At 71.6% G+C, this 25184-nt stretch carries 28 protein-coding genes and 2 pseudogenes; 13 read left to right on the top strand and 17 right to left on the bottom strand.

Translation table 11 applies throughout. The features are described from left to right. Positions 1–11: 11 nt before the first annotated feature. Both QA802_RS19615 and QA802_RS19610 read left to right on the top strand, forming a co-directional pair. Positions 12–686, top strand: coding sequence for a TetR family transcriptional regulator (locus QA802_RS19615; RefSeq protein WP_334524374.1), 675 nt, complete (start codon positions 12–14; stop codon positions 684–686). 39 nt (positions 687–725) lie between these two features. Beyond that, a complete protein-coding gene (locus tag QA802_RS19610; protein ID WP_334524372.1) occupies positions 726–2849 on the top strand; it encodes a HelD family protein in 2124 nt (707 codons plus the stop codon). A gap of 89 nt (positions 2850–2938) precedes the next feature. Here QA802_RS19610 and QA802_RS19605 read toward each other — a convergent pair whose 3' ends face one another. Both QA802_RS19605 and QA802_RS19600 read right to left on the bottom strand, forming a co-directional pair. After that, positions 2939–3418, bottom strand: a complete 480-nt coding sequence (locus QA802_RS19605) for an SRPBCC family protein (RefSeq protein ID WP_334524371.1) — start codon at positions 3416–3418, stop codon at positions 2939–2941. Between the two features lie 155 nt (positions 3419–3573). After that, on the bottom strand, positions 3574–4266 hold the full coding sequence (locus QA802_RS19600) for a TetR/AcrR family transcriptional regulator (RefSeq protein WP_334524369.1): 693 nt from the start codon (positions 4264–4266) through the stop codon (positions 3574–3576). Between the two features lie 53 nt (positions 4267–4319). Between QA802_RS19600 and QA802_RS19595 the strand changes: the two genes are divergently transcribed. Both QA802_RS19595 and QA802_RS19590 read left to right on the top strand, forming a co-directional pair. Beyond that, a complete protein-coding gene (locus QA802_RS19595; protein WP_334524366.1) occupies positions 4320–5447 on the top strand; it encodes an FAD-dependent oxidoreductase in 1128 nt (375 codons plus the stop codon). 18 nt (positions 5448–5465) lie between these two features. Beyond that, positions 5466–5627 carry a hypothetical protein gene (locus QA802_RS19590; RefSeq protein ID WP_334524363.1) on the top strand — a complete coding sequence of 54 codons (162 nt, stop codon included), beginning with the start codon at positions 5466–5468 and terminating at the stop codon, positions 5625–5627. Positions 5628–5785: 158 nt separating this feature from the next. On the opposite strand, the gene QA802_RS19585 is transcribed toward QA802_RS19590, so the two are convergent. Then, positions 5786–6214: a VOC family protein gene (locus QA802_RS19585; protein WP_334524360.1), complete on the bottom strand. Its 429-nt coding sequence runs from the start codon at positions 6212–6214 to the stop codon at positions 5786–5788. A 429-nt stretch (positions 6215–6643) separates the two neighbouring features. On the opposite strand from QA802_RS19585, the gene QA802_RS19580 reads away from it, so the two are divergent. The 4 genes from QA802_RS19580 to QA802_RS19565 all read left to right on the top strand — a co-directional run bounded on the left by QA802_RS19580 (position 6644) and on the right by QA802_RS19565 (position 9712). Next, positions 6644–7477 carry an NAD(P)H-binding protein gene (locus QA802_RS19580; RefSeq protein WP_334524357.1) on the top strand — a complete coding sequence of 278 codons (834 nt, stop codon included), beginning with the start codon at positions 6644–6646 and terminating at the stop codon, positions 7475–7477. A 445-nt stretch (positions 7478–7922) separates the two neighbouring features. Then, positions 7923–8351 carry a helix-turn-helix domain-containing protein gene (locus QA802_RS19575; protein ID WP_334524354.1) on the top strand — a complete coding sequence of 143 codons (429 nt, stop codon included), beginning with the start codon at positions 7923–7925 and terminating at the stop codon, positions 8349–8351. A gap of 145 nt (positions 8352–8496) precedes the next feature. Beyond that, a complete protein-coding gene (locus QA802_RS19570; protein WP_334524351.1) occupies positions 8497–9195 on the top strand; it encodes a hypothetical protein in 699 nt (232 codons plus the stop codon). Positions 9196–9376: 181 nt separating this feature from the next. Then, positions 9377–9712: a DUF2516 family protein gene (locus QA802_RS19565; RefSeq protein ID WP_373430479.1), complete on the top strand. Its 336-nt coding sequence runs from the start codon at positions 9377–9379 to the stop codon at positions 9710–9712. Positions 9713–9856: 144 nt separating this feature from the next. On the opposite strand, the gene QA802_RS19560 is transcribed toward QA802_RS19565, so the two are convergent. The 3 genes from QA802_RS19560 to QA802_RS19550 all read right to left on the bottom strand — a co-directional run bounded on the left by QA802_RS19560 (position 9857) and on the right by QA802_RS19550 (position 13885). Next, positions 9857–11383, bottom strand: a complete 1527-nt coding sequence (locus QA802_RS19560) for a PP2C family protein-serine/threonine phosphatase (RefSeq protein ID WP_334524348.1) — start codon at positions 11381–11383, stop codon at positions 9857–9859. Positions 11384–11631: 248 nt separating this feature from the next. After that, positions 11632–12729 carry a C40 family peptidase gene (locus QA802_RS19555; protein WP_334524345.1) on the bottom strand — a complete coding sequence of 366 codons (1098 nt, stop codon included), beginning with the start codon at positions 12727–12729 and terminating at the stop codon, positions 11632–11634. 337 nt (positions 12730–13066) lie between these two features. Then, entirely contained in the window at positions 13067–13885 is an 819-nt protein-coding gene (locus QA802_RS19550; protein WP_334524342.1) for a class I SAM-dependent methyltransferase, read from the bottom strand. Between the two features lie 217 nt (positions 13886–14102). Between QA802_RS19550 and mshA the strand changes: the two genes are divergently transcribed. Further along, positions 14103–15437, top strand: a complete 1335-nt coding sequence (gene mshA / locus QA802_RS19545) for a D-inositol-3-phosphate glycosyltransferase (protein ID WP_319170495.1) — start codon at positions 14103–14105, stop codon at positions 15435–15437. Beyond that, positions 15430–15954, top strand: a complete 525-nt coding sequence (locus QA802_RS19540; RefSeq protein WP_334524338.1) for a type III secretion system chaperone family protein — start codon at positions 15430–15432, stop codon at positions 15952–15954. The genes mshA and QA802_RS19540 overlap by 8 nt, the downstream gene beginning before the upstream one ends. A gap of 88 nt (positions 15955–16042) precedes the next feature. Here QA802_RS19540 and QA802_RS19535 read toward each other — a convergent pair whose 3' ends face one another. Next, positions 16043–16882, bottom strand: a complete 840-nt coding sequence (locus QA802_RS19535) for an AraC family transcriptional regulator (RefSeq protein WP_334524335.1) — start codon at positions 16880–16882, stop codon at positions 16043–16045. Positions 16883–16931: 49 nt separating this feature from the next. Between QA802_RS19535 and QA802_RS19530 the strand changes: the two genes are divergently transcribed. After that, a complete protein-coding gene (locus QA802_RS19530; RefSeq protein WP_334524332.1) occupies positions 16932–17357 on the top strand; it encodes a DUF2000 family protein in 426 nt (141 codons plus the stop codon). A 28-nt stretch (positions 17358–17385) separates the two neighbouring features. Here QA802_RS19530 and QA802_RS19525 read toward each other — a convergent pair whose 3' ends face one another. Continuing rightward, complete coding sequence (locus QA802_RS19525) at positions 17386–18753, bottom strand: MDR family MFS transporter (protein WP_334524329.1); 1368 nt, start codon at positions 18751–18753, stop codon at positions 17386–17388. A gap of 183 nt (positions 18754–18936) precedes the next feature. Here QA802_RS19525 and QA802_RS19520 point away from each other — a divergent pair, with 183 nt between their 5' ends. Then, entirely contained in the window at positions 18937–19698 is a 762-nt protein-coding gene (locus QA802_RS19520) for a phosphoglyceromutase (RefSeq protein WP_334524327.1), read from the top strand. A 238-nt stretch (positions 19699–19936) separates the two neighbouring features. Here QA802_RS19520 and QA802_RS19515 read toward each other — a convergent pair whose 3' ends face one another. The 6 genes and pseudogenes from QA802_RS19515 to QA802_RS19490 form a co-directional block, all read right to left on the bottom strand. Then, the gene (locus QA802_RS19515) at positions 19937–20506 is read right to left on the bottom strand and encodes a RodZ family helix-turn-helix domain-containing protein (protein ID WP_334524324.1); all 570 of its coding nucleotides are present in this window, start codon (positions 20504–20506) and stop codon (positions 19937–19939) included. Between the two features lie 157 nt (positions 20507–20663). Further along, entirely contained in the window at positions 20664–20951 is a 288-nt protein-coding gene (locus tag QA802_RS19510; RefSeq protein ID WP_334524321.1) for a ribosomal protein L7/L12, read from the bottom strand. A gap of 37 nt (positions 20952–20988) precedes the next feature. Continuing rightward, positions 20989–21183, bottom strand: a pseudogene (locus QA802_RS19505) (transposase family protein); the annotation flags it as partial. A 132-nt stretch (positions 21184–21315) separates the two neighbouring features. Beyond that, the gene (locus tag QA802_RS19500; RefSeq protein WP_334524318.1) at positions 21316–21921 is read right to left on the bottom strand and encodes a dihydrofolate reductase family protein; all 606 of its coding nucleotides are present in this window, start codon (positions 21919–21921) and stop codon (positions 21316–21318) included. Positions 21922–22154: 233 nt separating this feature from the next. After that, entirely contained in the window at positions 22155–22277 is a 123-nt protein-coding gene (locus tag QA802_RS19495) for a hypothetical protein (RefSeq protein WP_334524315.1), read from the bottom strand. A gap of 62 nt (positions 22278–22339) precedes the next feature. After that, positions 22340–22552, bottom strand: a pseudogene (locus QA802_RS19490) (FAD-dependent monooxygenase); the annotation flags it as partial. Between the two features lie 322 nt (positions 22553–22874). Between QA802_RS19490 and QA802_RS19485 the strand changes: the two are divergent. Next, positions 22875–23585, top strand: a complete 711-nt coding sequence (locus QA802_RS19485; protein ID WP_334524312.1) for a DUF4232 domain-containing protein — start codon at positions 22875–22877, stop codon at positions 23583–23585. 19 nt (positions 23586–23604) lie between these two features. Here the strand turns inward: QA802_RS19485 and QA802_RS19480 are convergent, their stop codons facing one another. The 3 genes from QA802_RS19480 to phoU form a co-directional block, all read right to left on the bottom strand. Continuing rightward, positions 23605–23853, bottom strand: coding sequence for an SCO4226 family nickel-binding protein (locus QA802_RS19480; protein WP_334524309.1), 249 nt, complete (start codon positions 23851–23853; stop codon positions 23605–23607). Between the two features lie 199 nt (positions 23854–24052). Next, on the bottom strand, positions 24053–24211 hold the full coding sequence (locus QA802_RS19475; protein ID WP_334524306.1) for a hypothetical protein: 159 nt from the start codon (positions 24209–24211) through the stop codon (positions 24053–24055). Between the two features lie 182 nt (positions 24212–24393). Next, a complete protein-coding gene (gene phoU, locus QA802_RS19470) occupies positions 24394–25134 on the bottom strand; it encodes a phosphate signaling complex protein PhoU (RefSeq protein ID WP_319170483.1) in 741 nt (246 codons plus the stop codon). Positions 25135–25184: the final 50 nt, after the last annotated feature.

Raw genomic sequence — 25184 nt, 5'->3', positions numbered from 1 at the left:
AGGCTCCTTCCATGAGTGCGACCGGGCTGCGTGAGCGCAAGAGGCAGCGGATGTACAGGGCCGTGTCGGAGGTCGCCGTCCGGCTCTTCCTCGAGCGCGGTTTCGACGCGGTGTCCGTCGCCGAGGTGGCCGCCGCGGCCGAGATCTCCAAGCCGACCCTGTTCCGGTACTTCCCGGCCAAGGAGGATCTGGTCCTGCACCGGATCGCCGACCACGAGCGGGAGGCGGCGCGTGTCGTCGCCGCCGCCCGCGCCGAGGGTGTCGCGCCGCTGCCCGCGCTGCGCCGGAACTTCCTCGACGGGCTGGCCGCCGAGGACCCGGTCACCGGCCTCAACGACCACCCGCAGGTGCGGGCCTTCTACGACCTCCTCTACGGCACCCCCTCCCTGGTCGCGCGGCTGCACGGCTATCTGGAGCGTTCCGAGGCCGCCCTCGCCGAGGCCCTCGCGGACGACCTGCCCACCGCCCTCGACGCCCGGCTGGCAGCCGGCCAGATCATCGCCGTCCGACGGATCCTCGCCGAGGACACCTGGCGGCGGGTCGCGGCGGGCGAGCGGCTGGAGGACGTACGGGGTGACGCGGTGGCCGCGGCGGAGCGTGCGTTCGACGTGCTGACGGCGGGACTGCCGCAACTCGCCGGGACCCCTGACATCAGCGACGGCCGACCAGGAAACGTAACCGCATAAAAAACGTGACTCGGTAACGTTATTCGCTATCCTTGCCGGATGACGGCACCCGAACCCGCCTCCACGGACTGCGCGAACCCGCCCGACCTCGACACCGTCCTGCACGCCGAACGCGCCCACCACGACGCCTGCCGTGCCGCCTTCGCCGCGATGGTCGAGGGCGCCGACCTCCAGGTCGTCACCGGCGAGGACGTCTCCGCCTCCGGCGCCGACGCCGAAGTCCTCGGCTACCGGCTGCGCAGCCACGCCAAGGCGCTGCACGAACTGCCCGAGGGCCCGCTGTTCTTCGGCCGGCTCGACTTCGCGCCCGGCACGGGCGGGGCGCACGAGGGCCTCGCCCACCACATCGGGCGGCTCCGCGTCAGCGAGCACCCGGCCGCCCCACCGCTCGTCGTCGACTGGCGAGCCCCCGTCTCCCGCGCCTTCTACCAGGCGAGCGTCCGCGACCCACAGGGCGTGGCCGTACGGCGGCGGTTCGGCTGGGCCCCGGGCAGCCGGGGCGACTCCGCCGACCTCACGGGCCTGGAGGACGAGCGGCTGGACGGGGCCGCGGGAGACGGGTGCGGGGGCGGCGGGAACGCGAGCGCCGACATCGTCGGGCCGGGCGGGGGCATCGTCGCGCGAGAGATCGAACGCCCCCGCGTGGGCCCCATGCGGGACATCGCCGCGACCATCCAGCCCGACCAGGACGACCTCGTACGCGGGGGCCTCGCCGCGTCGGTGTGCGTGCAGGGTGCCCCCGGCACCGGCAAGACCGCGGTCGGCCTGCACCGGGCCGCCTACCTCCTCTACACCCACCCGCGCCGCATCCGACGCGGCGGCCTGCTGATCCTCGGCCCCAACCGAGCCTTCCTCTCCTACATCGCCGAGGTGCTCCCCTCCCTCGGCGAGACCGGCGTCCGGCAGTCGACGCTCCAGGACGAGATCGCCGCCGGCCACCGGGCGACCGCCACGGACCCCGAGCGGACCGCCGCCGTCAAACACGACGCACGGATGGCCGAGGTGCTGCGCCGGGCCGTGTACGGGAGGGTGGCGGCCGACCGCGCCGAGGACCTGCACGTCCCGGAGGGCTCCGGTCACTGGCGGATCGCCGGCCCGGCGCTGACGGAGATCGTCGCCACCGTGCTGGCCGAGGAGCCGCCCTACGCCACCGGCCGCGAGCGGGTGCGGGCCCGGATCGTGCGCCTGCTCCAGGAGCAGGTGGAACGCCGCAGCGGGCCCCGTCCGGCCTCCTGGACGCGCCGGATCGAACGGGCCGCGCCGGTGAGCGCCTGCGTGGAGGCGGTGTGGCCGAAGGCGCGGCCGGCGGAGGTGCTGGCCCGGCTGCTCACCGACCCCCAGGAGCTGGCCCGGGCCGCGGACGGACTCCTGGACCCCGACGAGCAACGCGCCCTGCACTGGCCGCGCCCGCCCCGTACGCCGAAGTCGGCACGCTGGTCGGCCGCCGACCTCGTCCTCCTCGACGAGATCGCCGGCCTGCTGGACCATCCGCCGGGATACGGCCATGTCGTCGTCGACGAGGCCCAGGACCTCTCGCCGATGGAGTGCCGGGCCGTCGCCCGCAGGGTCCGCTTCGGCTCGCTCACGGTCCTCGGCGACCTGGCCCAGGGCACCACGGACTGGGCGGCGTCCTCCTGGCGGGTCCAGCTGACCCACCTGGGCAAGCCGGACGCCACGATCGTGCCGCTGACCACGGGTTTCCGCGTCCCGGCCGCCGTCCTCGCCCTCGCGGGCCGCCTGCTCGACCGCCTCGACGCCGACGTGCCCCGGGCCCAATCCCTGCGCCGGGACGGCGAACTGCGCGTCCGGCGGGCCGACCGCGACCTCCCCTCCGCGGTCGCCGCCGCCGTCCGCGACGCCCTCACCCACGAGGGCTCGGTCGGCGTCATCGCCGCGGACTCCCAGGCCGACGCGATCCGCGAGGCCCTCACCGCGTCCGGTGTCCCGGCCGCCGGCCCGCAGGACCCGGCCGCCCGGGTCACGGTCGTCCCCGCGACCCTCGTCAAAGGCCTGGAGTACGACCACGTCGTCGCCGTCGAACCGGCGGCCGTCGCGGAATCGGAGCGCCGCGGCCTGAACCGCCTCTACGTCGTCCTCACCCGGGCGGTCTCCCGTCTGGACGTGGTGCACGAACGGGCGTTGCCGTGGGAGACGGAGGCCTGACGGGCCCGGTCGCCGCGCCGCCGAAGACGCGCGGCCCGGGAGGATTCACAAAGCAGGGGCGTGTCTCGCTCTGCCGCTCTGCCGATCCGTCAGACAGCCGCCACGGCTTGCCTCAGCCGCAGCAGAGTGGTGCGCATGCCGGCCCGGTTGGCCTCCGCCCGGGCCTCGGGACGAGTGCCGGTGAACAGGAGTCCGAGCAGCTCCGTGACGCGCGCACCGGCCCCGCTCCGCAGGTCCTGCCAGTACTCGGTGACGAGGGTCCCTTCACCCTCCGGCTCGAGCCGGTAGCCCCACAGGGCCACCGGCAGACCGAAGGTGCCGACCCGGAACGCGAACTCGTGGGGTCCGTCGGCCACGGTGACCCGGCAGGTCGTGAACCACACCAGAGGCCCCTTGCGGTTGAACCCCACGAATCCGGTCCCCTCGCGTACCGTCGTGCCGCGGTGCCACACGTAGAAGCATTCCGGACTCCATTTCCCCATGTTCCGGAGATGGGAAAGCGCCGCGTAGACCTCTGCGCGGGGAGCGTTGACGACGATGCTTTCCTGTATTTCCCACAGGCGTGCCACAGGGTTTCTCCCGAAAGGTCTCTGAATGTGCCGTGCGTGCCGTGCGTGCGGTGCGGGGAAAGGGTCCCGGTCCGGTCCGGGACCTCGCGGACGGTAATGGCAGGGCGACCGGCAAGGCAATGGCGTGATCGAGATTCCCAGGCAGGAACCGAGCATCACGCCGACGGCCCGATGAGTTTGGCGGCCACGGCGTCGAGGACCCAGTCCAGGCCGGTCGCGAAGGACTCCTCGGCGTCCACGTCCGCGCCGTCGTACACGGCCCTGGCCAGCGCCGGGAAGCGGCCCGTGGCCAACATGCGCGTCACGTGCGGCCCGGAGGCGCGCTGCCACTCGTGCTTGGACAGGCCCGTGGCGCGCTCGGCCCGCAGGTTCGCGATCTCGCGCCTGATCGCGCCGGTGAAGTAGGCGCTGACGGTCTCCACGGCGCGCATCACGGTGTCGACGTCGGCGAGGCCGTCGAGGGCGGACAGTGTGGCCTCGGTCAGGGCGAGGCCGTTCGGACCCAGGGACGGGCGGCCGCCGAGCAGGTCGGCCAGCCATTCGTGCCGGAGGGCGGCCTGCCTCGTGCGGTGGGCGAGGACGCGCAGGGCCTCCCGCCAGTCGCCGGGCTTCTCCTCGGGGAGTATCTCTGCCTGGACCTCGTCCACCATGAGGTCGAACAGCTCCTCCTTGGTGGAGATGTAGCCGTACAGCCGCATCGGGCCGGCGTTCAGCCGCGCGGCGACCTTGCGCACCGACACGGCCTCCAGCCCGCCCTCGTCGGCGAGTGCGACGGCGGCGGCGACGATCCGCTCCCGGTCGAGCGGCACGGGGCGAGTCGGCGGCTCCGGCCGGTCCCACACAGTCATGGTCACACCGTACTCTTGCGATACATCGTCTTGTGTCAATACAGTGTATCGACATGAGACAACGCATCGCGGTGGTCGGCGGCGGTCCCGGCGGCCTCACCCTCGCCCGTGTCCTGCACCGCCACGACACCGACACCGTCACCGTCACCGTCCTCGAACGTGATCCCGCCCCCGACGCCCGCCCCATGGGCGGCACGCTGGACCTGCATGAAGGGCTGGGCCGGGTCGCGCTGGACAAGGCGGGGCTGTCGGCGGAGTTCGAGACGCTGTCCCGCCCCGAGGGGCAGGCCATGCGCATCCTGGACCCGGCCGGGACCGTCCTGCGCGACTGGCGACCCGGTCCGGACGACCGGGCCAATCCCGAGATCGACCGCGGGCAACTCCGTGATCTGCTGCTCGGCCCGCTCGACGTCCAGTGGGGGCGGGGCGTGTCGCAGGTGGTGCCAGGGACCAGGGACGGCGTACGGGTCCATTTCGCGGACGGACGACAGGAGACGTTCGACCTCGTGGTCGGCGCGGACGGCGCCTGGTCCCGAGTCCGCCCGGCGGTCTCGCCGGTGACGCCGCACTACACCGGCGTCACCACGGTCGAGACCTCCCTCGACGACGTCGACACCCGGCACCCCGACCTCGCCGGGCTGATCGGCGACGGTTCCGTGGCCGTGTACGGCGTGAACCGCTCCCTCGTCGCCCAGCGCAACAGCGGCGGCCACGTCAAGGTGTACGCCAAGTTCCGCGCGCCGCTGGACTGGCACACGAACCTGGACGCGTCCGACGCCGTGGCCGTGCGCTCGAGCCTGCTGGCCCTGTTCGACGGCTGGGCCGCTCCCGTCCTCGACCTCCTCCGCCGCGGCACCGCGTTCGTCCACCGCCCCCTTTACGCCCTGCCCGTGTCCCACACCTGGACCCATGTCCCCGGGGTGACGCTGCTGGGCGACGCCGCCCACCTGATGCCGCCGTTGGGGGCGGGCGCGAACCTCGCGATGCTGGAAGGCGCCGAACTCGCCGAGTCCATCGCCGCCGGCCCCGCAGATCTGGACACGGCCGTCCGCGCCTTCGAGGAACGGATGTGGGAGCGGGCCGGCAGGTGGGCGGAGATCACGACGACCGGCCTGGAGCGCCTGGTGAGCCCGGACCCCGCCGAAGCCCTCGCCCTCTTCGACCGGGTCCAGCCCTCCTGACGCCGTCCGAGACCACCGATGACCGGCGCTCGCGAACGGACGCCGACAGCGCCGCCGGAGATCGCCGTCCGGGAGGGCTACTGGATGCGGTGGACGGGCATCGCGTTCACCGCGGCGAGCCGTCCCAGGACGACAGCGGTCTGGACCCACGGCGAACAGACGCCGGCCTGGGGCTGGTGAGAACTGCCCGGGAGCGCGGCCCACGAACACGGCTTCGCGGACTGTCTGTTGGCGATGAGGTCAGCCCGAGAGGGCGCCGTCGACCTGCGACAGCTGCTTCGTCGGCAACGGGTGATCGGAGGTGGAGAGAGTCCGACGTGCTGCTGCCGGACGGCCTTCTAGGGGCGGGCGTAGGGCCGGGTCATGATCTCCATGTTGTGGCCGTCCGGGTCGTCGAAGTATGCGCCGCGTCCGCCGAAGAGGCGGTTGATCTGGCCTGGTTCGGTGTGGTTGGGGTCGGCGTAGTGGACGACCCCGACCGCGTCCAGACGGGCGACCATGGTGTCGAACTGCTCGTCGGGAACGAGGAACGCGTAGTGCTGGGGCTGGATCGGCTCGTCGCGCTTTTCGTAGTAGTCGAGCGTGACGCCATTGCCGAGGTCGACGGGCAGGAACGGCCCGAACGGAGCGCTGACCTTCAGGCCCAGGATCGTGGCGATGAACTCGGCCGACAGCCGACGGTCGCTTGCGTAGACGGCGGTGTGGTTCAACTGGACGCTGGTCGTCGCCGCCGTGGAATTGGGTTCGCGCTGCTGCTTGAGTGACATCTGAGGCGTGTCTCCGGGTCTTGAATCCGCTGGGCAGGGCGCCGTGCGAGGGCGCTGGGAGGGAAGACAGGGAGAATCGGGCGGGGCTCTGGCCCGCCCTGCGCTCACGCCGAGGCCGGGCGCCTCACTCGTGTATGGCCCATGGCCGACCCGGCAGTCACCCGATCGACCCTAGTGCGCACCCTGAGCCGGGGCAACTGTGCCTTCCGGGGCGGCCAGGAGGGTCTCGATCTGTCGGGCCGTGGTCGTGATGATGGTGCTGAGCCATGTGCGGTCGTCGACTCCGGCCGCTGAGGGTGCAGGTGTCCTGTCGTCGCAGTTGACCTGAGCCGGCACGAGGCGGTGGAGCTGAATTCTTGACCCCAAGTGAGGTTGAGGTTTTAGCGTGCCGTGGACGTGATCACTGGCTGACGGCAGAAAGAGATGACGATGATCCTCGTGACCGGCGCGACCGGGAACATTGGAAGTGCTCTGATGAGGGAGTTGCGCCTGGCTGGCGCCGCACCAGTGCGGGGTTTGACTCGTGATGCGGGACGGGCCTCGTTCGCTGAAGGGATCGAAGCCGTTGAGGGCGATCTCGCGCGGGCGGATTCTCTGAAGGCCGCGCTGGAGGGAGCGCGCTCCCTGTTCCTGTTGTCGGGTATGGGTGCGGAAGCAGGGGTCCTGGTGGCTGCCCGGCAGGCAGGCGTGGAGCATGTGGTGCTCGTGTCGTCGATCACGGTGCAGACTCATCCGCATCTGCCTGCGGCCGGCGAGAACCTGGCTGTTGAGCGGTTACTCAAGGACAGCGGCATGGCCTGGACCATACTGCGGCCGACGCAGTTCGCCTCGAACACCCTGTGGTGGGCGCAGTCGATTCGGGATCGGGGCGTGGTTCGAGCGCCGTATGCGGACATCGGTCTCCCGACCATCCACCCTGCGGACATCGCGGCGGTGGCCCGTGCGGCGCTGACCGAGCCGGGCCACCAGGGGCAGACGTATGCATTGACGGGGCCGGAGTGCGTCACGGTCCGATGGCAGGTCGCGGCCATCGCTGCAGCGTTGGGGCAGGAGGTGGCCTTGATTGAGATCAGCCGGGAGGAAGCCCACCGGCAGATGGCTTCCTTCATGGGAGACGAGACCGCGGATGCCGTCCTCGACTTGATGGGCGGGGACGTCAATGACGAATTGCTGAAGGTGCGCGACACCGTTGCCCAGGTCACCGGGTCCGCAGCCAGATCGTTCCAGCAATGGGCGTCGGACAACGGTGCTGCCTTCCGCTGAAACCGCACCTTCGCTGCTGTTGTCCAGGCTGGGTGAGACAGCGGTGCCGAGCTCGTCTCAGTCCACCTGAGCCAACAGGCGAAACGCGTCGGCCACATCACCTCAAGCGGCCCCTCATTCAGGTCACTGCGAGCGTCGACGTACTCCAGCCGGAAGTCCTGAGCCTCCACCAGACACCCCCACCCGGCGCTGTCCATGTACGGCGACCGTAGACAGCCAGGCTGTGGCAGCGGGTCAGGAAGAGCGAGACAGAACAGCAGACGGCCAAGGTCGACTGAGACACACGGGTAGATGGCTCACATAGGCCGAGACCGGCCCACCTGTAGCGTGACAGGTCAGCAGAGACCGGACACAGGGGCGTCGATGCCGGGCCCGTGGAGTGGTGTGGCGCACTTTTGCAAGCAGGTGCTTGCAAAAGTTAGCGGTGGTGGTGCAAGGTGGAGTCATGGCATCGCTCAACGTCGGCAATCTCGGTGACTACCTGCGCGAGCAGCGGCGCAACGCGCAGCTGTCGCTCCGGCAGCTCGCCGACGCCGCCGGGGTGTCCAATCCGTATCTGAGCCAGATCGAGCGCGGGCTGCGCAAGCCGAGCGCGGAGGTGCTGCAGCAGGTCGCCAAGGCGCTGCGGATCTCCGCCGAGACGCTGTACGTGCGGGCTGGCATCCTCGACGCGGAGCGGGACCTGGACGAGGTCGAGACCCGGGCGGTCATCCTCGCCGATCCCACCCTGACCGAGGGCCAGAAGCAGGCGCTGCTCCAGATCTACGAGTCCTTCCGCAGGGAGAACGGGATCGGGAGCGACGACGGCCGTGCGGACGGAACGGGCCTCCGGGCCCACGAGAGCGACGCCGATCCGCAGCAGACGGCCGGTTGACCGGACCAGGGGACCGGCCGCACCGCTGCGGAACCGCACGACCCTCAGCCGAGGACGACGTACTCGTGCGTACTCGGCGCACGCGAACCACGCACGCGAACCACAGACGAACACAGACGAACGTGAATCCGGGAGGACCTTCACCATGGCCATCACCGACGACCTGCGCAAGACCTTCAGCGACCCGACTCCGCTCTACTTCGCCGCGGGCACCGCCGACCTGGCCCTCCAGCAGGCGAAGAAGGTGCCGGGCCTGGTGGAGCAGCTGCGCACCGAGGCCCCGGCGCGGTTCGAGGCCGTCCGCAACACCGACCCGAAGTCCGTGCAGGAGAAGGCCAACGCCCGCGCCAAGGAGGCGACGGCCCGTGCCAAGGAGGCGACCGCCCGCGCCAAGGAGGCGCAGGAGTCCCTCCAGGCCAAGGTCACCGACTTCATCAGCACCCTCGACGGCGACATCAAGAAGATCGGCAGCACCCTCGACGCCGACCTGAAGAAGCTCGGCGAGTCCGCCCAGGACCTCGCCCTGCGCGGTGTCGGCGTCGCCGCCGAGTACGCCGTCAAGGCCCGTGAGACCTACGAGAAGGTCGCCGAGCACGGCGAGCAGGCCGTGAAGACCTGGCGCGGCGAGGCCGCCGAGGAGATCGAGGAGCTCGCGATCGCGGTCGAGCCGAACGCCGAGCCGAAGACGGCGCCGAAGCCCGAGCCGGTCCAGCTCAAGACCGACGAGCCGAAGACCGCTCCGGCCGAGGCCCGGTCCGAGACCGCCGCGGCGAAGAAGCCCGTCGCCCGGAAGGCCCCGGTGCGCAAGCCCGCCGCGAAGAAGACGACGCCTCCCGCCAAGTGAGACCGACGGCCGGGACGGACACGGCAGAAGACGACATACGGACACGGGCCGGGCACTGACGAGGTGCCCGGCCCGTTGTACGGGTAGCGGAAGCGTGGTTGCGGGTACGGTGACCGCGTAGGACACGAGCAGGTCGAGTCCGGGACGAGACGCGTCGAATCAGGTGGTGGGCGTTGTGCTGATGGCAGGCTTCGCGGGGCTGATGTGGCTGCTCTACCTCGCCATGTTGGCTTTCGCCGTGGTGGCACTGGTGATGGCCGCGCTGTTCCGTGACGACGCGTACCGCGCCGCCGACAAGCAGAACAAGGGCTTCTGGCTGATCATCCTCGGCATCGCGGTCGCGGTGAACCTTCTGGTGCCGATGCTCTTCCTGCAGCTCGCGGGCCTCGTCGCCTCGATCGTCTTCTTCGTGGACGTCCGTCCGGCCCTCCGGCAGGTCTCGGGCGGCGGCTGGGGCCGCCGGCGCGGCGGAAGCAGCAGTGACGGCCCGTACGGCCCGTACAACGGCGGACGCTAGGCCGGTCCCGCACCAGGCCGGTCCCGCACCAGGCCGGTCCCGCACCAGACATCACGTACCACGCGCGGCAGCAGGCACAGCAGTGGGCGCAGTAGTGGGCGCGCGGCGCGCAGGGTGCCGCGCGGCGGCGCGTCCCGCGTCCTTCTACGGCACCCGGTCCAGCAGGACGACCGCGACGTCGTCCGTCAGCTCGCCCCCGTTGAGTTCGCGTACCTCGCTCACCGCGGCGCGCAGCAGCGCCTCCCCGCTGAGCCCCTCGGCGAGCTGGCGGCGGATCATCTCCACCATGCCGTCCTGGCCGAGCCGTTCCCTGCCCTCGCCGATCCGCCCCTCGATGAGGCCGTCGGTGTACAGCATCAGGCTCCACTCCGCGCCCAGCTCGACCTGCATCCGCGGCCAGCGGGCACCCGGCAGCAGGCCGAGAGCGGGGCCGTTGTTGTCGTACGGCAGCAGACGCGCGGGCCGGTCCGGGCGGGCGATCAGCGGCGCCGGGTGGCCGGCCAGGCAGAGGCCCGCCCGGCGGCCGTCGGGCGCGATGTCCACCGTGCACAGCGTCGCGAAGATCTCGTCGTCGTCGCGCTCGTGTTCCAGCACCTGCTGGAGCGTGTTCAGCAGCTCGTCCCCGCACAGGCCCGCCAGGGTCAGCGCCCGCCAGGCGATGCGCAGCTCCACCCCGAGCGCGGCCTCGTCCGGACCGTGCCCGCAGACGTCGCCGATCATGGCGTGCACGGTGCCGTCGGGCGTGCGGACGGTGTCGTAGAAGTCGCCGCCGAGCAGGGCGCGCGAGCGGCCGGGGCGGTAGCGGGCGGCGAACCGCAGCGGGGAGCCCTCCAGCAGCGGCGTGGGCAGCAGGCCGCGCTCCAGGCGGGCGTTCTCCTGCGCGCGCAGCTTGCCCTCGGCGAGCCGCCGCTCAGCCGTGTCGGAACGCTTCCGCTCCACCGCGTACCGGATGGCGCGGCTCAGCAGACGGCCGTCCAGCTCGTCCTTGAAGAGGTAGTCCTGTGCGCCCACGCGCACGGCCTCGGCGCCGCGCTCGGCGTCGCCGGATGCGGTGAGCGCGAGCACGGCGTGGCGGGGAGCGAGCCGCAGCACGTGCCGCAGCACGGCGAGCTCGTCGTCGCCGGCGGCCGCGGACGTGCGGCCCGGCACGGGCAGCGCGATGTCCAGCAGGATGCAGTGCACGTCGTCGGTGAGCAGCCGCTCGGCCTCGGTGAGGTTGCGGGCGGTGCGCACCCGGATCGGCCTGCCGTCCGAGTCGGGGAGGTCGCGGAAGATCGGCGCGGCCGTGGGGTCGTCCTCGATCAGCAGCAGCGTGAGGGGCGTGTGCGCGGTGCCCGCACCGGGCGCGGTGATGCCGAGCGCGCTCACGGCTGCATTGCTCACGGCTGCATTGCTCACGCCTGCGGTGCTCACGCCTGCGGTGCTCAGCCCTGCGGTGCTCACGCCGTGGTGGACGCCGTCCACGGGCGGAACGTTGAGCGTTTCGCCCTGCGGGTTTTGCTGCGCGCCGGAGGGGACGGCGTCGTGCGCCACCGTCGTCTCGTTGCGACAGGCCTGCTCTTCCCGGCGACCGGCTTCATTCTCCGAGGGGCCGCCGACTGCGGACACGGCCTGCGCCTGACCACTTTCCACGGCCGGGATCGCTCTCTGCCGCGGTACGGGTACGGGCATCGTCCTGGTTCCTTCCCTCCCCCCGAGGGCACGGTGGGGCGAGGGACCTCGACCCACCGACGGGGACCATAGCGGCAGAAGGCGCTGCAACGGAATGGCGTACGGAACGCAGCTTGATCTCAGGCCCCTGTCATATGCCGCGTTACCTACCGCAGTTGGACAGGCCGATGCCCGGAAGGGAATGACGAACGTCACGTCGCCCCCGTGCCCGGCCGCAGGCGGAGGTGCCCTGGGTCACACGGGTGAGGTCACGCGTCCGGCCGGACGACCCCGAGGATCGGCATCGTGCCCGCTCCCGCGAGCGTGACGGTGCGGCCCGGGCGCGGGGCGTGGATGATCGAGCCGTCGCCCACGTACATCGCGACGTGGCTGGCGTCGCTGAAGTAGATGATCAGGTCGCCGGGGCGCATGTCCTCGACGGCGACGTGCGGCAACTGCTTCCACTGTTCCTGCGAGGTGCGGGGTATCGGCTGTCCGGCGCTCTTCCAGGCCTCGGAGGTCAGGCCGGAGCAGTCGAAGCTCTTCGGGCCCTCGGCGCCCCACACGTACGGCTTGCCCATCTGGGCGGTGGCGAACTGCACGGCCGCCCTGCCCTTCAGGGACGCCGCGCTGTCGATCTCCTTGAGGATCCCGGTGTCCAGCCAGGCGCTCTGCGCCTTCTGCGCGACCTGAGCCTCCAGTTGCTCGAGGCGCTCCTTCTCCTTCTTCTCCAGCTGCGCCTCGAGCTTCTCCGCCGCGGCGATCTGCTTCTCGATCTTCTTCTGGGCCGCCGCCTTGGTCTTGCGGCCCGCCTCCAGCTTCTGCCACTGAGTGGAGGCGTCCTTGGAGTACTGCTCCAAGTCCTGCTGGGTCTGGGTCAGTTGACCGATGAGGCCCTTGGTCGCGCGCTGCCCCTGACGGACCCGGCCCGCGCCGTCGAGGAACTCCGACGGATCGTTGCTCAGCATCAGCTGCGCCTCGTCGGGCAGGCCGCCCGTGCGGTACTGGGCGCGGGCGGCGGCACCGGCGCGGTCCTTGAGATCGTCCAGCTTCTTCTGGCCCGCGACGATCTTCTTCGCCAGCTCGACGATCTCCGCGGACTGCTTCTGCGCCGCTTCCTCGGCCGCGTTGTAGGCGTCGGTGGCCACCGCGGCGTCGTGGTAGAGCGCTTCGAGCTGGGTGCGGACGGCCTCGAGGTCCTTGTTGGTGGCGGTCGAGGGAAGCGCGGGGGCCGACGAACCCGCCGACGGCGCAGGCGTTGGCGTGGGGTTCGGGCTGGCGAACGCCGTGCCGGGCGCCCCCAGCACGGTGACCGCGCAGACCACGGTCACAGCTGCCGCGAGCAGGCCGCGCTTGCCCGTTCCCATACCCCGTCCCCCATGCGTGATTAACCGTCAGTAACTTATGGTGCTCGGGGGATCGTGCCACGTCACGGCCGAAAACTACAGAGGTGACGACAGAACCGGCATCGGCAGTCCTTCCCCTCCTGCCCGCCCCCGCATTCACTCTCCCCGCCTGTGTGACGAACGACTCACGGAGATCGTTCCCGGGGGTGTCGGGGGGACCCCGTCGCCCGGCTGGTTGCCCGGTTGGTCGCCTGCTGCCCGGCCGCTGGTCGCCAGGCGATCGCCGGTGGCCGCCCGCTGGTCGTCCGGCGGCGACGGCCCTGCGCCCTGTGTCTCGGCCACGCCAGGGGAGTTGCCGTCAGTCCCGCGGCGCCAGCGCCGCCCACCGCACCGTCACCTCGCCCTGCCGCCAGCGCGTCGGGCCGTCCGTCACCGGCCAGTCGGCCGTCAGGTCCCGTACCGAGCGCATCCACCGCTGCCGGGCGCCGTACGACGCGTACGGCGCGGCGGCCGCCCAGGCGCGGTCGAAGTCGCGCAGGAAGGCGTGCACGGGCTCGCCCGGCACGTTGCGGTGGATCAGGGCCTTGGGCAGCCGCTCCGCGAGGTCCGAGGGGCGCCGAAGGGAGCCCAGCCGGGTCGCGAACGTGACCGTGCGGGGCCCTTCCGGTCCCAGCGCCACCCACACGTGCCGGCGCCCGATCTCGTCGCAGGTCCCCTCGACGAGCAGGCCGCCGCGGAACCCGGTCACCGGATCGGCCGGCGCGAGCCGCCCGCACAGCCGCCGCCAGACCGCGGCGACCTCGCCCTCGTCGTACTGGCGCAGCACGTTGGCGGCGCGCACCAGGTGCGGCCGCTGGGGGACCGGGATCTCGAACCCGCCGTGCCGGAAGACCAGCCCCGCCCGCTCGTACGGCCGCGCGGCCGCCACCCGGGCCGGTTCGATCTCGACGCCGACGACACGCGCGCGTGGCGCGACGGAACGCAGTCGCTCCAGCAGCTCGACGGCGGTCCAGGGCGCGGCCCCGTAACCGAGGTCGACGGCGACGGGATCGGCGGCCCGGCGCAGGTCGTGGCCGTGTGTCGCGGCGATCCAGCGGTCCATGCGGCGCAGCCGGTTGGGGTTCGTCGTGCCGCGCGTGACCGCGCCCACGGGGCGGGTCGGGGCGCGGGACGTCATGCCTACGAGGGTATGCGGTGCGGCCGCGCGGGATGTCCCACGCGGGAGCCCACGCGGAACGCGGTCGAACGGTTGAGCGAGGGACGGTAATGGCTGGGCAAAAAACGCCGCCGTCGCGGGACGCGCCGGAATGGGAATGTGCCCGTCCGGGTTGCAGCTCCGTGGAGGGCGCCCCACACCCTCCCTCAGGCATGCCCGCAGCGAGGAGGACCGCCACGTGAGCTACGTCAACAAGCTCGGGCGTCGCTCTCAGACCGCGCCGCCGCGGCTCAGACTCCACCGCCGTCCCCGCCGCGTCGCGATGCTCTCCGTCCACACCTCCCCGCTCCACCAGCCCGGCACCGGCGACGCCGGAGGCATGAACGTCTACATCGTCGAGCTCGCGCAGCGCCTCGCCGCGATCAACATCGAGGTCGAGATCTTCACGCGCGCGACGACCGGCGGCCTGCCGCCCGTCGTCGAGCTGGCCCCCGGGGTCCTCGTCCGGCACGTCGACGCGGGCCCCTACGAAGGCCTCGCCAAGGAGGACCTGCCGGCCCAGCTGTGCGCCTTCACGCACGGGGTGATGCAGGCCTGGGCGGGCCACCGCCCCGGCTACTACGACCTCGTGCACTCGCACTACTGGCTCTCCGGCCACGTGGGCTGGCTGGCCGCCCAGCGCTGGGGCGCACCGCTCGTGCACGCCATGCACACCATGGCCAAGGTCAAGAACGCCAACCTGGCCGACGGCGACACGCCCGAGCCCGCCGCCCGCGTCATCGGCGAGACCCAGATCGTCGTCGCCGCGGACCGCCTCATCGCCAACACGACGGAGGAGGCCGAGGAACTCGCCCACCACTACCACGCCGACCCCGGCAAGGTCGCCGTCGTGCACCCCGGCGTCAACCTCGACCGCTTCCGCCCCGCGGACGGCCGCGCCGCCGCCCGCGCCCGCCTGGGCCTGCCCCAGGACGCCCTGATCCCCCTCTTCGCGGGGCGCATCCAGCCGCTGAAGGCTCCGGACGTCCTGCTGCGCGCCGTCGCCGTCCTGCTCGACGAGCGCCCCGAGCTCCGCTCCCGCATCGTCGTGCCGATCGTCGGCGGCCCCAGCGGCAGCGGCCTCGCCAAACCGGAGGGGCTGCAGAAGCTGGCCGCACGGCTCGGCGTCGCCGACGTCGTACGGTTCCGGCCGCCGGTCGGCCAGGAAAAGCTCGCGGACTGGTTCCGGGCGGCGTCGCTGCTGGTCGTCCCCTCCTACAGCGAGTCCTTCGGCCTGGTCGCCATAGAGGCGCAGGCGGCCGGGACCCCCGTCCTCGCGGCCGCGGTCGGCGGCCTCCCGGTGGCCGTCCGCGACGGCGAGACGGGCTTCCTGGTGCAGGGCCACGATCCGGCCCGCTACGCGCGCGTGCTCGAGCGTTTCGCCGACGGCCCCGAACTCCCCGCCCGCATGGGCGCGGCCGCCGCCGCGCACGCCCAGTCCTTCGGCTGGGACACCGCCGCCGCCGCCACCGCGGACGTCTACGCGGCCGCGGCCCAGGCCCACCGCCGTGGCGTACGCTCCGAGCATGGGTGACGTGGAGAAGACGGCCGCGCAGGTCATCGAGGACTTCCTGAAGGACGCGGAGCTGGAGTGGGAGAGCCCGTCGCCCGGCTCCTACGTGGTCCAACTCCCCGGCGCCCGCAAGCTCAAGACGACCGTCTCCCTCATCGTGGGCCGCCACTCCCTCTCCCTGAACGCGTTCGTCGTCCGCCATCCCGACGAGAACGAGGCCGGCGTCCACCGCTGGCTCCTGGAACGCAACCTCAAGCTGTACGGGGTGAGTTACGCCGTCGACCCGCTCGGCGACGTCTACGTCACCGCCCGGCTGCCCCTCGCCACCGTCACCGCCGACGAGATCGACCGCCTCATGGGCCAGGTCCTCGAGGCGGCCGACGGCGCGTTCAACACGCTGCTGGAGCTCGGGTTCGCGAGCGCCATCCGCCGGGAGTACGAGTGGCGGGTCTCCCGGGGCGAGTCGACACGCAACCTGGACGCCTTCGCCCACCTGACCCAGCGCCCGACCGACCCGGAGGACGCGGCGACCGGCTGACCCGGACGGCGCGGTCGGTAGAGCCGGGTGGGCCGGGCCGGGCGGGATGAGCCACGTGGGGCGAGGCAACGCGGGGAGCGGGCCGCCGTCACCGGACGGAGGACTTCCGCCCGCTCCCGCCTTTGTCTCCTCCCCTGCCCCCGCCTCCGTACCGCCCGGGTGTGACCCCCACCAACCTGCGGAAGTGCCGGGTGAGATGGGCCTGGTCGTAGAACCCGGCCGCCGCAGCGACCTCGCCCGGCGGCCGCCCGTCCAGCAAGAGCCGACGGGCCAGGTTCACGCGGCGGGCGGTGAGGTACTGGTGCGGGGCGATGCCGTACGCCCCGCTGAACGCCCGCACCAGATGCGACGGATGGGCCCGCACCAGCCCGGCCGCCTCCTCCAGTGCCAGGCCCTCGACGACCCGCGCGTCGAGCAGTTCGCGCAGGCGGCGGGCCAGGCCGGGATCGCGGCGCGGCGGACCGGGACGCCGCCGGTCCCGCAGATGGACCCGCAGCCGCTCGCCGATCAGCGCCAGCCTGCTGTCGGCCTCCAGCTCGTCCCCGGGCCGCGCGAGCGCGGAGTGCAACTGCCCCACCCGCCGCCGCAGCACGGGATCACGCAGGTCGGGCGCGTCGACGGCGGCCCCGATGAGGTTCTCGCCGAGCACGCCGGCGTCCAGGTACAGGACCCGCTTGCGGAAGCCGTCCGAGGTGACCGGCGACCCGTTGTGCGGCACGTGCGGCGGCAGCAGCGAGACGGTGTCGTGCGGCGTCCCGTGCTCGTGCCGGTCCAGGTCGTAGCGGACGGCGCCGTCGTCGACGATGAGCAACGTCCAGGCCTCGTGGACGTGCATCGGGTAGGCGTACCCGGTGAAGTGGGCGTGGAAGACCTCCACGACGCCCCGCACGGCCGGACGCCAGGCGGAGACCTCCTGCCGGGCTGCCATGCAAGGAACGTACAAGACGGGGACGTCCGCCGATCGGCAGTCTCACCGCATGAACAGTGAACCCATCCGATTCGACACGAAGATCGCCGTCCTGCTGCGCGAGGACCTGGAGACCTGGCAGCGGCTGAACGTCACCGCGTTCCTGGTGAGCGGACTCGGCACGGAGCTCCCCGAGGTGATCGGGGAGCCTTACGAGGACGCGGACGGCGTCCCGTGCCTGCCGATGTTCCGGCAGCCGGTGCTGGTCTTCGAGGGCGCCGAGGAGACCCTGAAGACCGCTCACGCGCGCGTGCTCTCCCGGTCCCTCCCGCGCGCGGTGTTCACGAGCGACCTCTTCACCACCGGCAACGACCGCGACAACCGCGCCGCCGTGCGGGCCGTCCCCACCGGCGAACTGGACCTGGTCGGGCTGGCCGTGTACGGCCCGAGGAACGCGGTGGACAAGGCGTTGAAGGGGGCGCGGATGCACTCCTGACGGCCGCGAGGCCACTGCGACCCACCCGTCAGACGGCGCCGACCTCGGGCTTCGCGGCGCCGACCGGCCGGTCGCCGACCGGGCTGTCGGTGACGGGGGAGGAGGTCCCCGTCGCGGGGCCGTCGGCGAGGACGGGCAGGTCGGCGAGGACGGGCAGGTCGGCGGGGACGGGCTCGTCGGCGGCGAGGGACTCCTCGTCCGGCAGCCGCCGCATCAGCACGGCGTACCCGGCGCCCGCCACCGTCCCGACGACCGCGCACAGCCCCCACAGCCACTCCGCGCCGAACCGGTCGATCACGACACCGGACATCACCGGGGCGACCAGGGACGCCACCGCCCACGACAGCGTGTACATGCCCTGATAGCGCCCGCGGCCGTGGGTGGGGGAGAGCCGGACGACGATCCCCGTCTGCGTCGGCGCGTTGACGATCTCGGCCAGCGTCCACACGCAGACGGTGAGCGCGAAGACGCCCACCGACCCGGCGAACGCGGTGAGTCCGAAGCCGTACCCGGCGAGGACCGAGGAGATCACCAGGAGCCGTCGCGGATCGCGGTGCTCGATGAACCGCGTCACGGGGATCTGCAGCACGACGATGAGCACGCCGTTCACGGCGATCGCCATGCCGTAGTCGGCCGGCGTGAACCCGGCCGCGCCCATCGCCACGGGCAGGCCCACGCCGCCCTGCTGGAAGACGAGCGCCACGAGGAAGGACAACCCGACGACGCTCATGAACCGTCCGTCGCGCAGGACCGTCCCCATCCCGACCGAGTCGCCGTCGTGGACGTCCTTGGCCGTCTGCACGGGCCGCGACTCGGGCAGCTTGAGGAAGACGACGACCGCGCAGACCAGCGTCATCCCCGCCTCGAGGAGGAAGCCGGCCCGGTAGCTGACCTCGGCGATGAACCCGGCGGCCATGGAGGAGACGGCGAATCCGAGGTTGATGGCCCAGTAGTTCAGCGAGAACGCGCGGACCCGGTCCTCGGGCCGCACGATGTCGGCCATCATCGCCTGCACGGCCGGGCGGGAGGCGTTGGAGGCCATCCCGACGAGGAAGGCGACCCCGGCGGTGGCGACCGGATGCTCCACGAACCCGAGCAGCGCCACGGAGGCTGCGGTGCAGGTCTGGGCGACGAGCAGCGTGGGCCGCCGTCCGAGCCGGTCCGCCATGACCCCGCCGCCGAGCGACGAGACGACCCCGCCGAGCCCGTGCAGCGACACCACGAGCCCGGCGTAGGAGGCGGAGTAGCCGCGGTCGAGGGTCAGATACAGCGCCATGAAGGTCGCGACGAACCCGCCGAGCCGGTTGACGAGAGTGCTGGTCCACAGCCACCAGAACTCGCGCGGCAGTCCGGAGAGCGTCTCTCGGACGGCACGTCTCAGGACGGCGACAGGCATGACGGATCCCCCGGATGTAAGCGGCGCAGGCGGCAGTCAGAACTTACGAGGGAAGCGGGGGCGAGGCCACTCGATTAACGGAAACCGTCAATCGTCGTCGTCCGCGGCGGCGGCGTGCCCCCGGTATGTCCGCTGTATGAGCGGATGTACGACCGACCGGAGCCGTCGATTACGCTCGGACGCATGGCCGACGCACCGTACAAGCTGATCCTCCTCCGCCACGGCGAGAGCGAGTGGAACGCGAAGAACCTGTTCACCGGCTGGGTGGACGTCAACCTCAACGAGAAGGGCGAGAAGGAGGCGGTCCGCGGTGGCGAACTCCTGAAGGACGCCGACCTCCTGCCCGACGTGGTCCACACGTCCCTCCAGAAGCGCGCGATCCGCACGGCGCAGCTGGCCCTCGAATCCGCCGACCGCCACTGGATCCCGGTCCACCGCTCCTGGCGCCTGAACGAGCGCCACTACGGCGCCCTCCAGGGCAAGGACAAGGCCCAGACCCTCGCGGAGTTCGGCGAGGAGCAGTTCATGCTCTGGCGCCGCTCCTACGACACCCCGCCCCCGGCCCTCGAGGACGGCACGGAGTTCTCCCAGAGCGCCGACCCCCGCTACGCGTCGATCCCGCCGGAGCTCCGCCCCCGCACGGAGTGCCTGAAGGACGTCGTCGTCCGGATGCTCCCCTACTGGTACGACGGCATCGTCCCCGACCTCCTCGCCGGCCGCACGGTCCTGGTCGCCGCCCACGGCAACTCCCTGCGCGCCCTGGTCAAGCACCTCGACGGCGTCTCGGACGCCGACATCGCGGGCCTGAACATCCCGACGGGCATTCCCCTCTCCTACGAACTCGACGCCGCCTTCAAGCCCCTCAACCCCGGCGGCACCTACCTCGACCCCGAGGCAGCCGCAGCAGCGATCGAAGCAGTGAAAAACCAGGGCAAGAAGAAGTAGGTTGTGTGATCATGCCCTCGACCTGCGCGAATGGCGCGGGGCGGGGGCATTTTTCACGGCCTGGGCCCACTGTGGGTCCTCAGCGCGGGGGATCGTCCGGCGGCAGAGCCCTGTCGAAAGGCTTCCGGGCGCGGTGACTGCTCGGCAGGAAGTGGACGTGCCCCTTCAGTGTCAGTCCCGGGCTGGAGTGCTCTGACCGGATCACGAGAGCCGCAGCCCAGACCGCCGCTGAGGATCTCTAGCCCGTGATGTGGAAGGGAGTGTCGGCGCGACTTTGGCTGTTCAGGCCACGTGCCTCGAACGACTGTGGCTGATCTGAGTTGACACTGTCGTCCGGAACCTTGATCTGTGCAGCGAAGCCGCCATTGGATCCGGCCGTGACGTCGCGGAGATCAATCGTTTTGCCGTACGTCCCGTTAAAGATGATTCGCACCTGTTCTCCGGCGGCAAAACCAGAGCCCGTGATTGTGATGACAGTGCCTTCGGCGGCCGAGTCGGGGCTGGCGACGATGCGGGCGGCTGTTGGGGACGGCTCCGGGACCGATGACGTCGCAGGAAGGGTCTGCACAGGCTGTGAGGTGGTCGGAGGTGATGTGGGTGAGGCCGCGGACGTCTGCTGCGAGGTCGTAGGTACCGCAACAGCGGGGGATTCCTTCGAGGTGCCACCACCCGCGAGCACTGCCGCGATCACCGCCGCTACGACAGTGGCCGCCCCAGTGATAACTGCCGCGATGATCGGTGTGCGGTGGTTGCGGTCGGTCCTTCCGCCCTCACCATCACCGGTGCGGGTGTCGCCGGCGTCAGACACCGCGCTTCCTCCAACAGGTCGTGTTTGGGCGATAGCCGATCACACTACACAGAGGCGCTGTCCGGCGGCCTCCGCTTTCTCGATCGCTCCGCAGAAGCTCTACAGAGGCAATGCGCCGTGCTATCCAACCGCCGTAGCCAGCAGCCATTGAAGATCTCTAGTCAGGCGTCAAGGTGTCCCTGGCAGACTGCCAGGGACACCTTCTCGTTTCTGCCTGGGCCCCCGCATCGCGGAGGGCCGAGACGGCTGCCGCCGCTTCCTCCTCAGGCACGCAGGCGAGGATGACGGCGGGAACCTGCGTCGCAAGAACCTTGCTGCGCCACAGGCTCAGCCCCGTGAGCCGACGCACGACCTGGACGACGTCCATCACACGGACGCCAGGGTCGCTGAGCACTACGTCATGAGGCACGTCGTCGCACACCAGCAAGAAGTACTCGTCTGCCATGCTTTCCCCGCCCTTCTCCGGTTCGGAGCGTACGAGGCGGGGCGAGTTGGCGCAGGGTGAGGTTGGTGCGCCAGTACGCGGCGACCAGCAGGACCCGGTCCTCCAACGGCAGGCTCCATAGCCGTCCCTTGCGGACAGGGTCCGCGCCTTCACGCCGCAACGCGGTGATCAGCTTGCCGACTTCGACACCAACCTGATCACTGGCTCCGTACCTTTTCTGCTGCGGCGTCAACTCCCGCCGCACAGCGGGCACAGCGACGATGGACCGGGCGTCCTGACGTCGGCCGTTCGCCCCTGCTTCAGGTCTGCTCCGCGCCCGCCGGCGCCGGTCCGGCGGCCGTTTGGACCGGCGGACGGGGCGACGTCACGCAGCGACGGCGAGCGGCGGGTGCTCGAGCACGCGGGGCTTGTACTCGACCATCTGGGTGCGGCCGTCGAAGGTGCGGTGCTCGATCATCTCGAGGGCGACGTCCGGATAGCCGTCGTAGATGCGTTCCTCGCCCGTGGCCCCGGTGATCACCGGGAACATCACGACCCGGAAGCGGTCGACGAGTCCGGCTCGCAGCAGGGACCGGCACAGGCTGAGGCTGCCGATCGTGCTGAGGAGTCCCGAGCCACTCGACTTCATGGCGCGGACCGCCTCGACGGCGTCGTCGCGGACGAGCGTGGAGTTGGCCCATGTCAGCGGCTCCTCGAGTGAGGAGGAGAACACCACCTTGGACGCTTGCGTGAGCTCGTCGACCGACGCCTCTTCCTCGGGCCTGAACTCGTCCTGGCCCGCCGGGACCTCGCCGGCGGCGAAGCCCGACATCAGGCGGTAGGTGTTCGCTCCCATCAGGTAGGTGGCCTTGGGCTGCTCGCCGAGCCATGCGAGGTACTCCGGGCCCTCGAGGCCCCAGAACCCGGGCCATCCCTCTCCCGATGCGTAGCCGTCGAGGGAGGTGATGAAGTCGATGAGAAGCTCCGACATGGCGGGTGTCCTTTCCTGGGGTGTCACGAGCTTGGACCGGCCAGGAGCCACAGACTCATCGGCCACGCTGTGGAGCAACGAGAAAACGGGTGACGCTGCAGCCGATCAGGCCGGCGGAGCGGCATCGCTCGCGGGCCCAAGGGCACTGACAAGGACGGGAGCTGCATGTCAGCAGCTCACAGGACACCGATCGGGTCGCCGAGTGGTTGGCCGGGGCGTCCGGGGCCGCGGGTTCACGGCTTAGGGCCGCCCAGGGCGCGCGGCGTGCTGTCCAGCCACTCCCTCCGACCGTAGGAGACCTCCACGTCGCCGATGGTGCGCAGCAGCCCTTTTCTGTACGTCAGTTCGATGTCCATGCTGTGCCTCACCCGCTCGAGACCGACCGTCCGGCTCGGGTGGTGAGCGGGTGGGGCGTGGTGCGGGCCAGCCCCATCCGGTCCCAGATCTCCAGGGTGCGCGGCTGGATGCCGACCGCCTTCGCGTACGGCAGCCGTTCCGGCAGACGGTCGACGACCGGGCAGCGCACGCCGTGCCGACGCAGCTCCGCGGCCGCGCTCAGCCCGACCGGGCCGGCGCCCACGATCAGCACGTCCGTCGTTGCGGCTGTCTCGGTCGTCGCGGTGCCCGCCACCGGTCCTCCCAGCGCAGTTCCCGAACCCGAACTGAAACCCCCTCGCCCCGTCCCGTATCCCATCGTCGCCCGGCGGCCCGGGGACGGCGAGCGGGAGCGGCGAGCGGGGATCTCGTCACCGCCGCGTCACAGATCGACGACCGGCCGAACCCCGTGAACCGTCCCACCCGTCTGTGCCGCTGAGCAGTACGGCGAGGGCGAGCGCCCCCGCCGACCGGAAACCTCGGGGGACGGCATGAACGACATGAATGACGGCAGCGGCGTGAGCGGCCTTGGGCGGGCGACCGGGAACCGGGCAGGGGGAGGGGTGGTCCGGAAGGCCGTGGCTGCCGCAGTCGTCCTCTCGGCCTCCCTCGTCGTGACGGCGTGCCAGCCGACCGAGTCGCCGAAGCCCAAGCCCGCGCAGTCGACGCCCGCGGGTTCCGCGCCCGCGACCTCCCCGTCCGCGACCTCCCCCACCGCCGCCGCGACGTCCACCACGTCTGGCCCCACCGCCTCCGCGACCCCGACCGCCTCAGCGCCCGACGCCCCCGCCACCCCGCCGCCCTCCTCCGCTCCCTCGGCCTCCGCGTCCGCGTCCGCGCCCGCCGGCGTCGCGGCCTGCGCCGCGAAGAGCCTGAAGGTCTCCGCGTGGCAGGCCGCCGAGCGGCCGGTCGGGACGGGGACCGGGGCCGCGATCGTCGAGTTCGTCAACGTCTCCGGGAAGGCGTGCGTGCTCAAGGGGCATCCGTCCGTCGCGGGGGCCGGCAACGGGTCCCCCGAGCACAATTCCCCGCTCGCCGTCACGCCCACCGGGTCTGCCTCGCCGGTCACGGTGGCTCCGGGCGGCAAGGCCTGGACGAAGCTGACCTTCGTGCAGGTGCACGGCGAGGCCGACGGCTACTGCAAGTCCGGCGCGGTCCCGTCCGTGTACCCGACCGTCGTGGTCGGCCTGCCCGGCTCCGGATCGCACCAAGTGGCCCTCGACGACGGTCAGTTCGCCGAGTGCGACGACACGGTGACCGTCACCGCCGTCTCAGCGGTCAAGCCCTGACGACCACGCCGGCCCCGGCTCACACCTCGAGCGGCACCGGATGGATCTCGTCCGCCATGTGACCGGTGCGCTCGTGGACGCGGAGCACGGCCTCCGCCGAGGGGGCCTCGGACAGGCAGTACACGGTTCCGGACTCCGGGTCGGCCCAGGCGCGTTCGAAGTGCACACTCTCCTCACCCTCGATGGCGAGGTCCGCGCGGTGGGCCTCGAGGAGCTGGTCGGCCGTGATGCCGTGCATGCCGTGGTGGACGTCCATGAAGCGGGTCATGACTGCCCGCCCCCTTCCGATCTCGCGCCGGTCTGGGTCTTCACCCCCGCGTATCCATGCTGCGCCCGCCCGCGCACCGGGGCGACCCGGCGACCCGGAGGGCCGGCCCGGGGCACGGACGAGCAGCAGACGGACGAGGGCTCCGGCGCCGGAGGATCGGCGCCGGAGCCCTCGTCCGGCATACGTCGCTCGGTCTTCCTCAGCCGCACTGGCAGGGGCTGCCCGCCTGGCAGCCGCACTGGCACCCGGAGCCGCAGCCGCACGCGCCGATCAGCATCAGGTTCCTGATCTCGGCGGGCTGCTCGGTCGGATGTCGCTGGGTGGGGTCGGAGGTCGGAGCGCTGGGGGACTCGGCCATGGGTTCCTCCCGGAGGCGTAGGGCCTGTGCCCATTCCATGCCCGTTCCCCTGGGCGCATCAACGGCGCACAGTGGCTTTCGCACGCCCTGGGCCGGATCCGCCACGCCCCGGCCCACGCCCCGGCCCACGCTCCGCGGCCCGCCCGCCCCCGGTCTGCGTGCCCCGGTCTGCGCGCCCCGGCCTATGCCTCGGTCCCGGCACCCGCCGCACCTGACGGGCCCGTCGCGCCCGCCGCACCCGTCGTCGGCTGGATCTCCGGCTGCAGGTCCTGCTGGAGCTCGTCCGCGTGCTCGCCCGTCACCAGGAACACCACACGCTTCGCGACGGCCACCGCGTGGTCGGCGAACCGCTCGTAGTAGCGGCCGAGCAGGGTCACGTCGACCGCCGTCTCGATGCCGTGCTTCCACTTGTCGTCCAGCAGGTGCTGGAAGAGCGTGCGGTGCAGCAGGTCCATCTCGTCGTCGTCCTGCTCCAGCTGGAGCGCCAGGTCGACGTCCTTCGTGATGATGACCTCCGCCGCCTTCGCCATCAGGCGCTGCGCGAGCTGGCCCATCTCGAGGATCGTGGCGTGCAGGTCGTGCGGGACCGCGCGGCCCGGGAAGCGCAGCCGGGCCAGCTTCGCCACATGCTGGGCGAGGTCGCCGGACCGCTCCAGGTCGGCCGACATCCGCAGGGACGTGACGACGATCCGCAGGTCCGTCGCCACCGGCTGCTGCCGGGCCAGCAGCGCTATGGCCCGCGCCTCCAGGTCGTGCTGCAGCTCGTCGACCCTCTGGTCGGCCTCGATCACGCTCTCGGCCAGTTTCAGATCGGAGTCGAGAATGGCGGTCGTGGCGCGTCCGATCGCCGACCCGACCAGCCGGGCCATCTCCACCAGGCTGTCGCCGATCGAGTCCAGTTCCTCGTGGTACGCGTCCCGCATCAGGGTTCCCTCTCGTACGTCGTTCTCGGGGTTCGGTCCGGGCTCGGGGT

This window comes from Streptomyces sp. B21-105, from assembly GCF_036898465.1.
In the GTDB taxonomy this organism is placed as follows: domain Bacteria; phylum Actinomycetota; class Actinomycetes; order Streptomycetales; family Streptomycetaceae; genus Streptomyces.
This window is presented reverse-complemented; position numbering and strand designations above follow the sequence as displayed.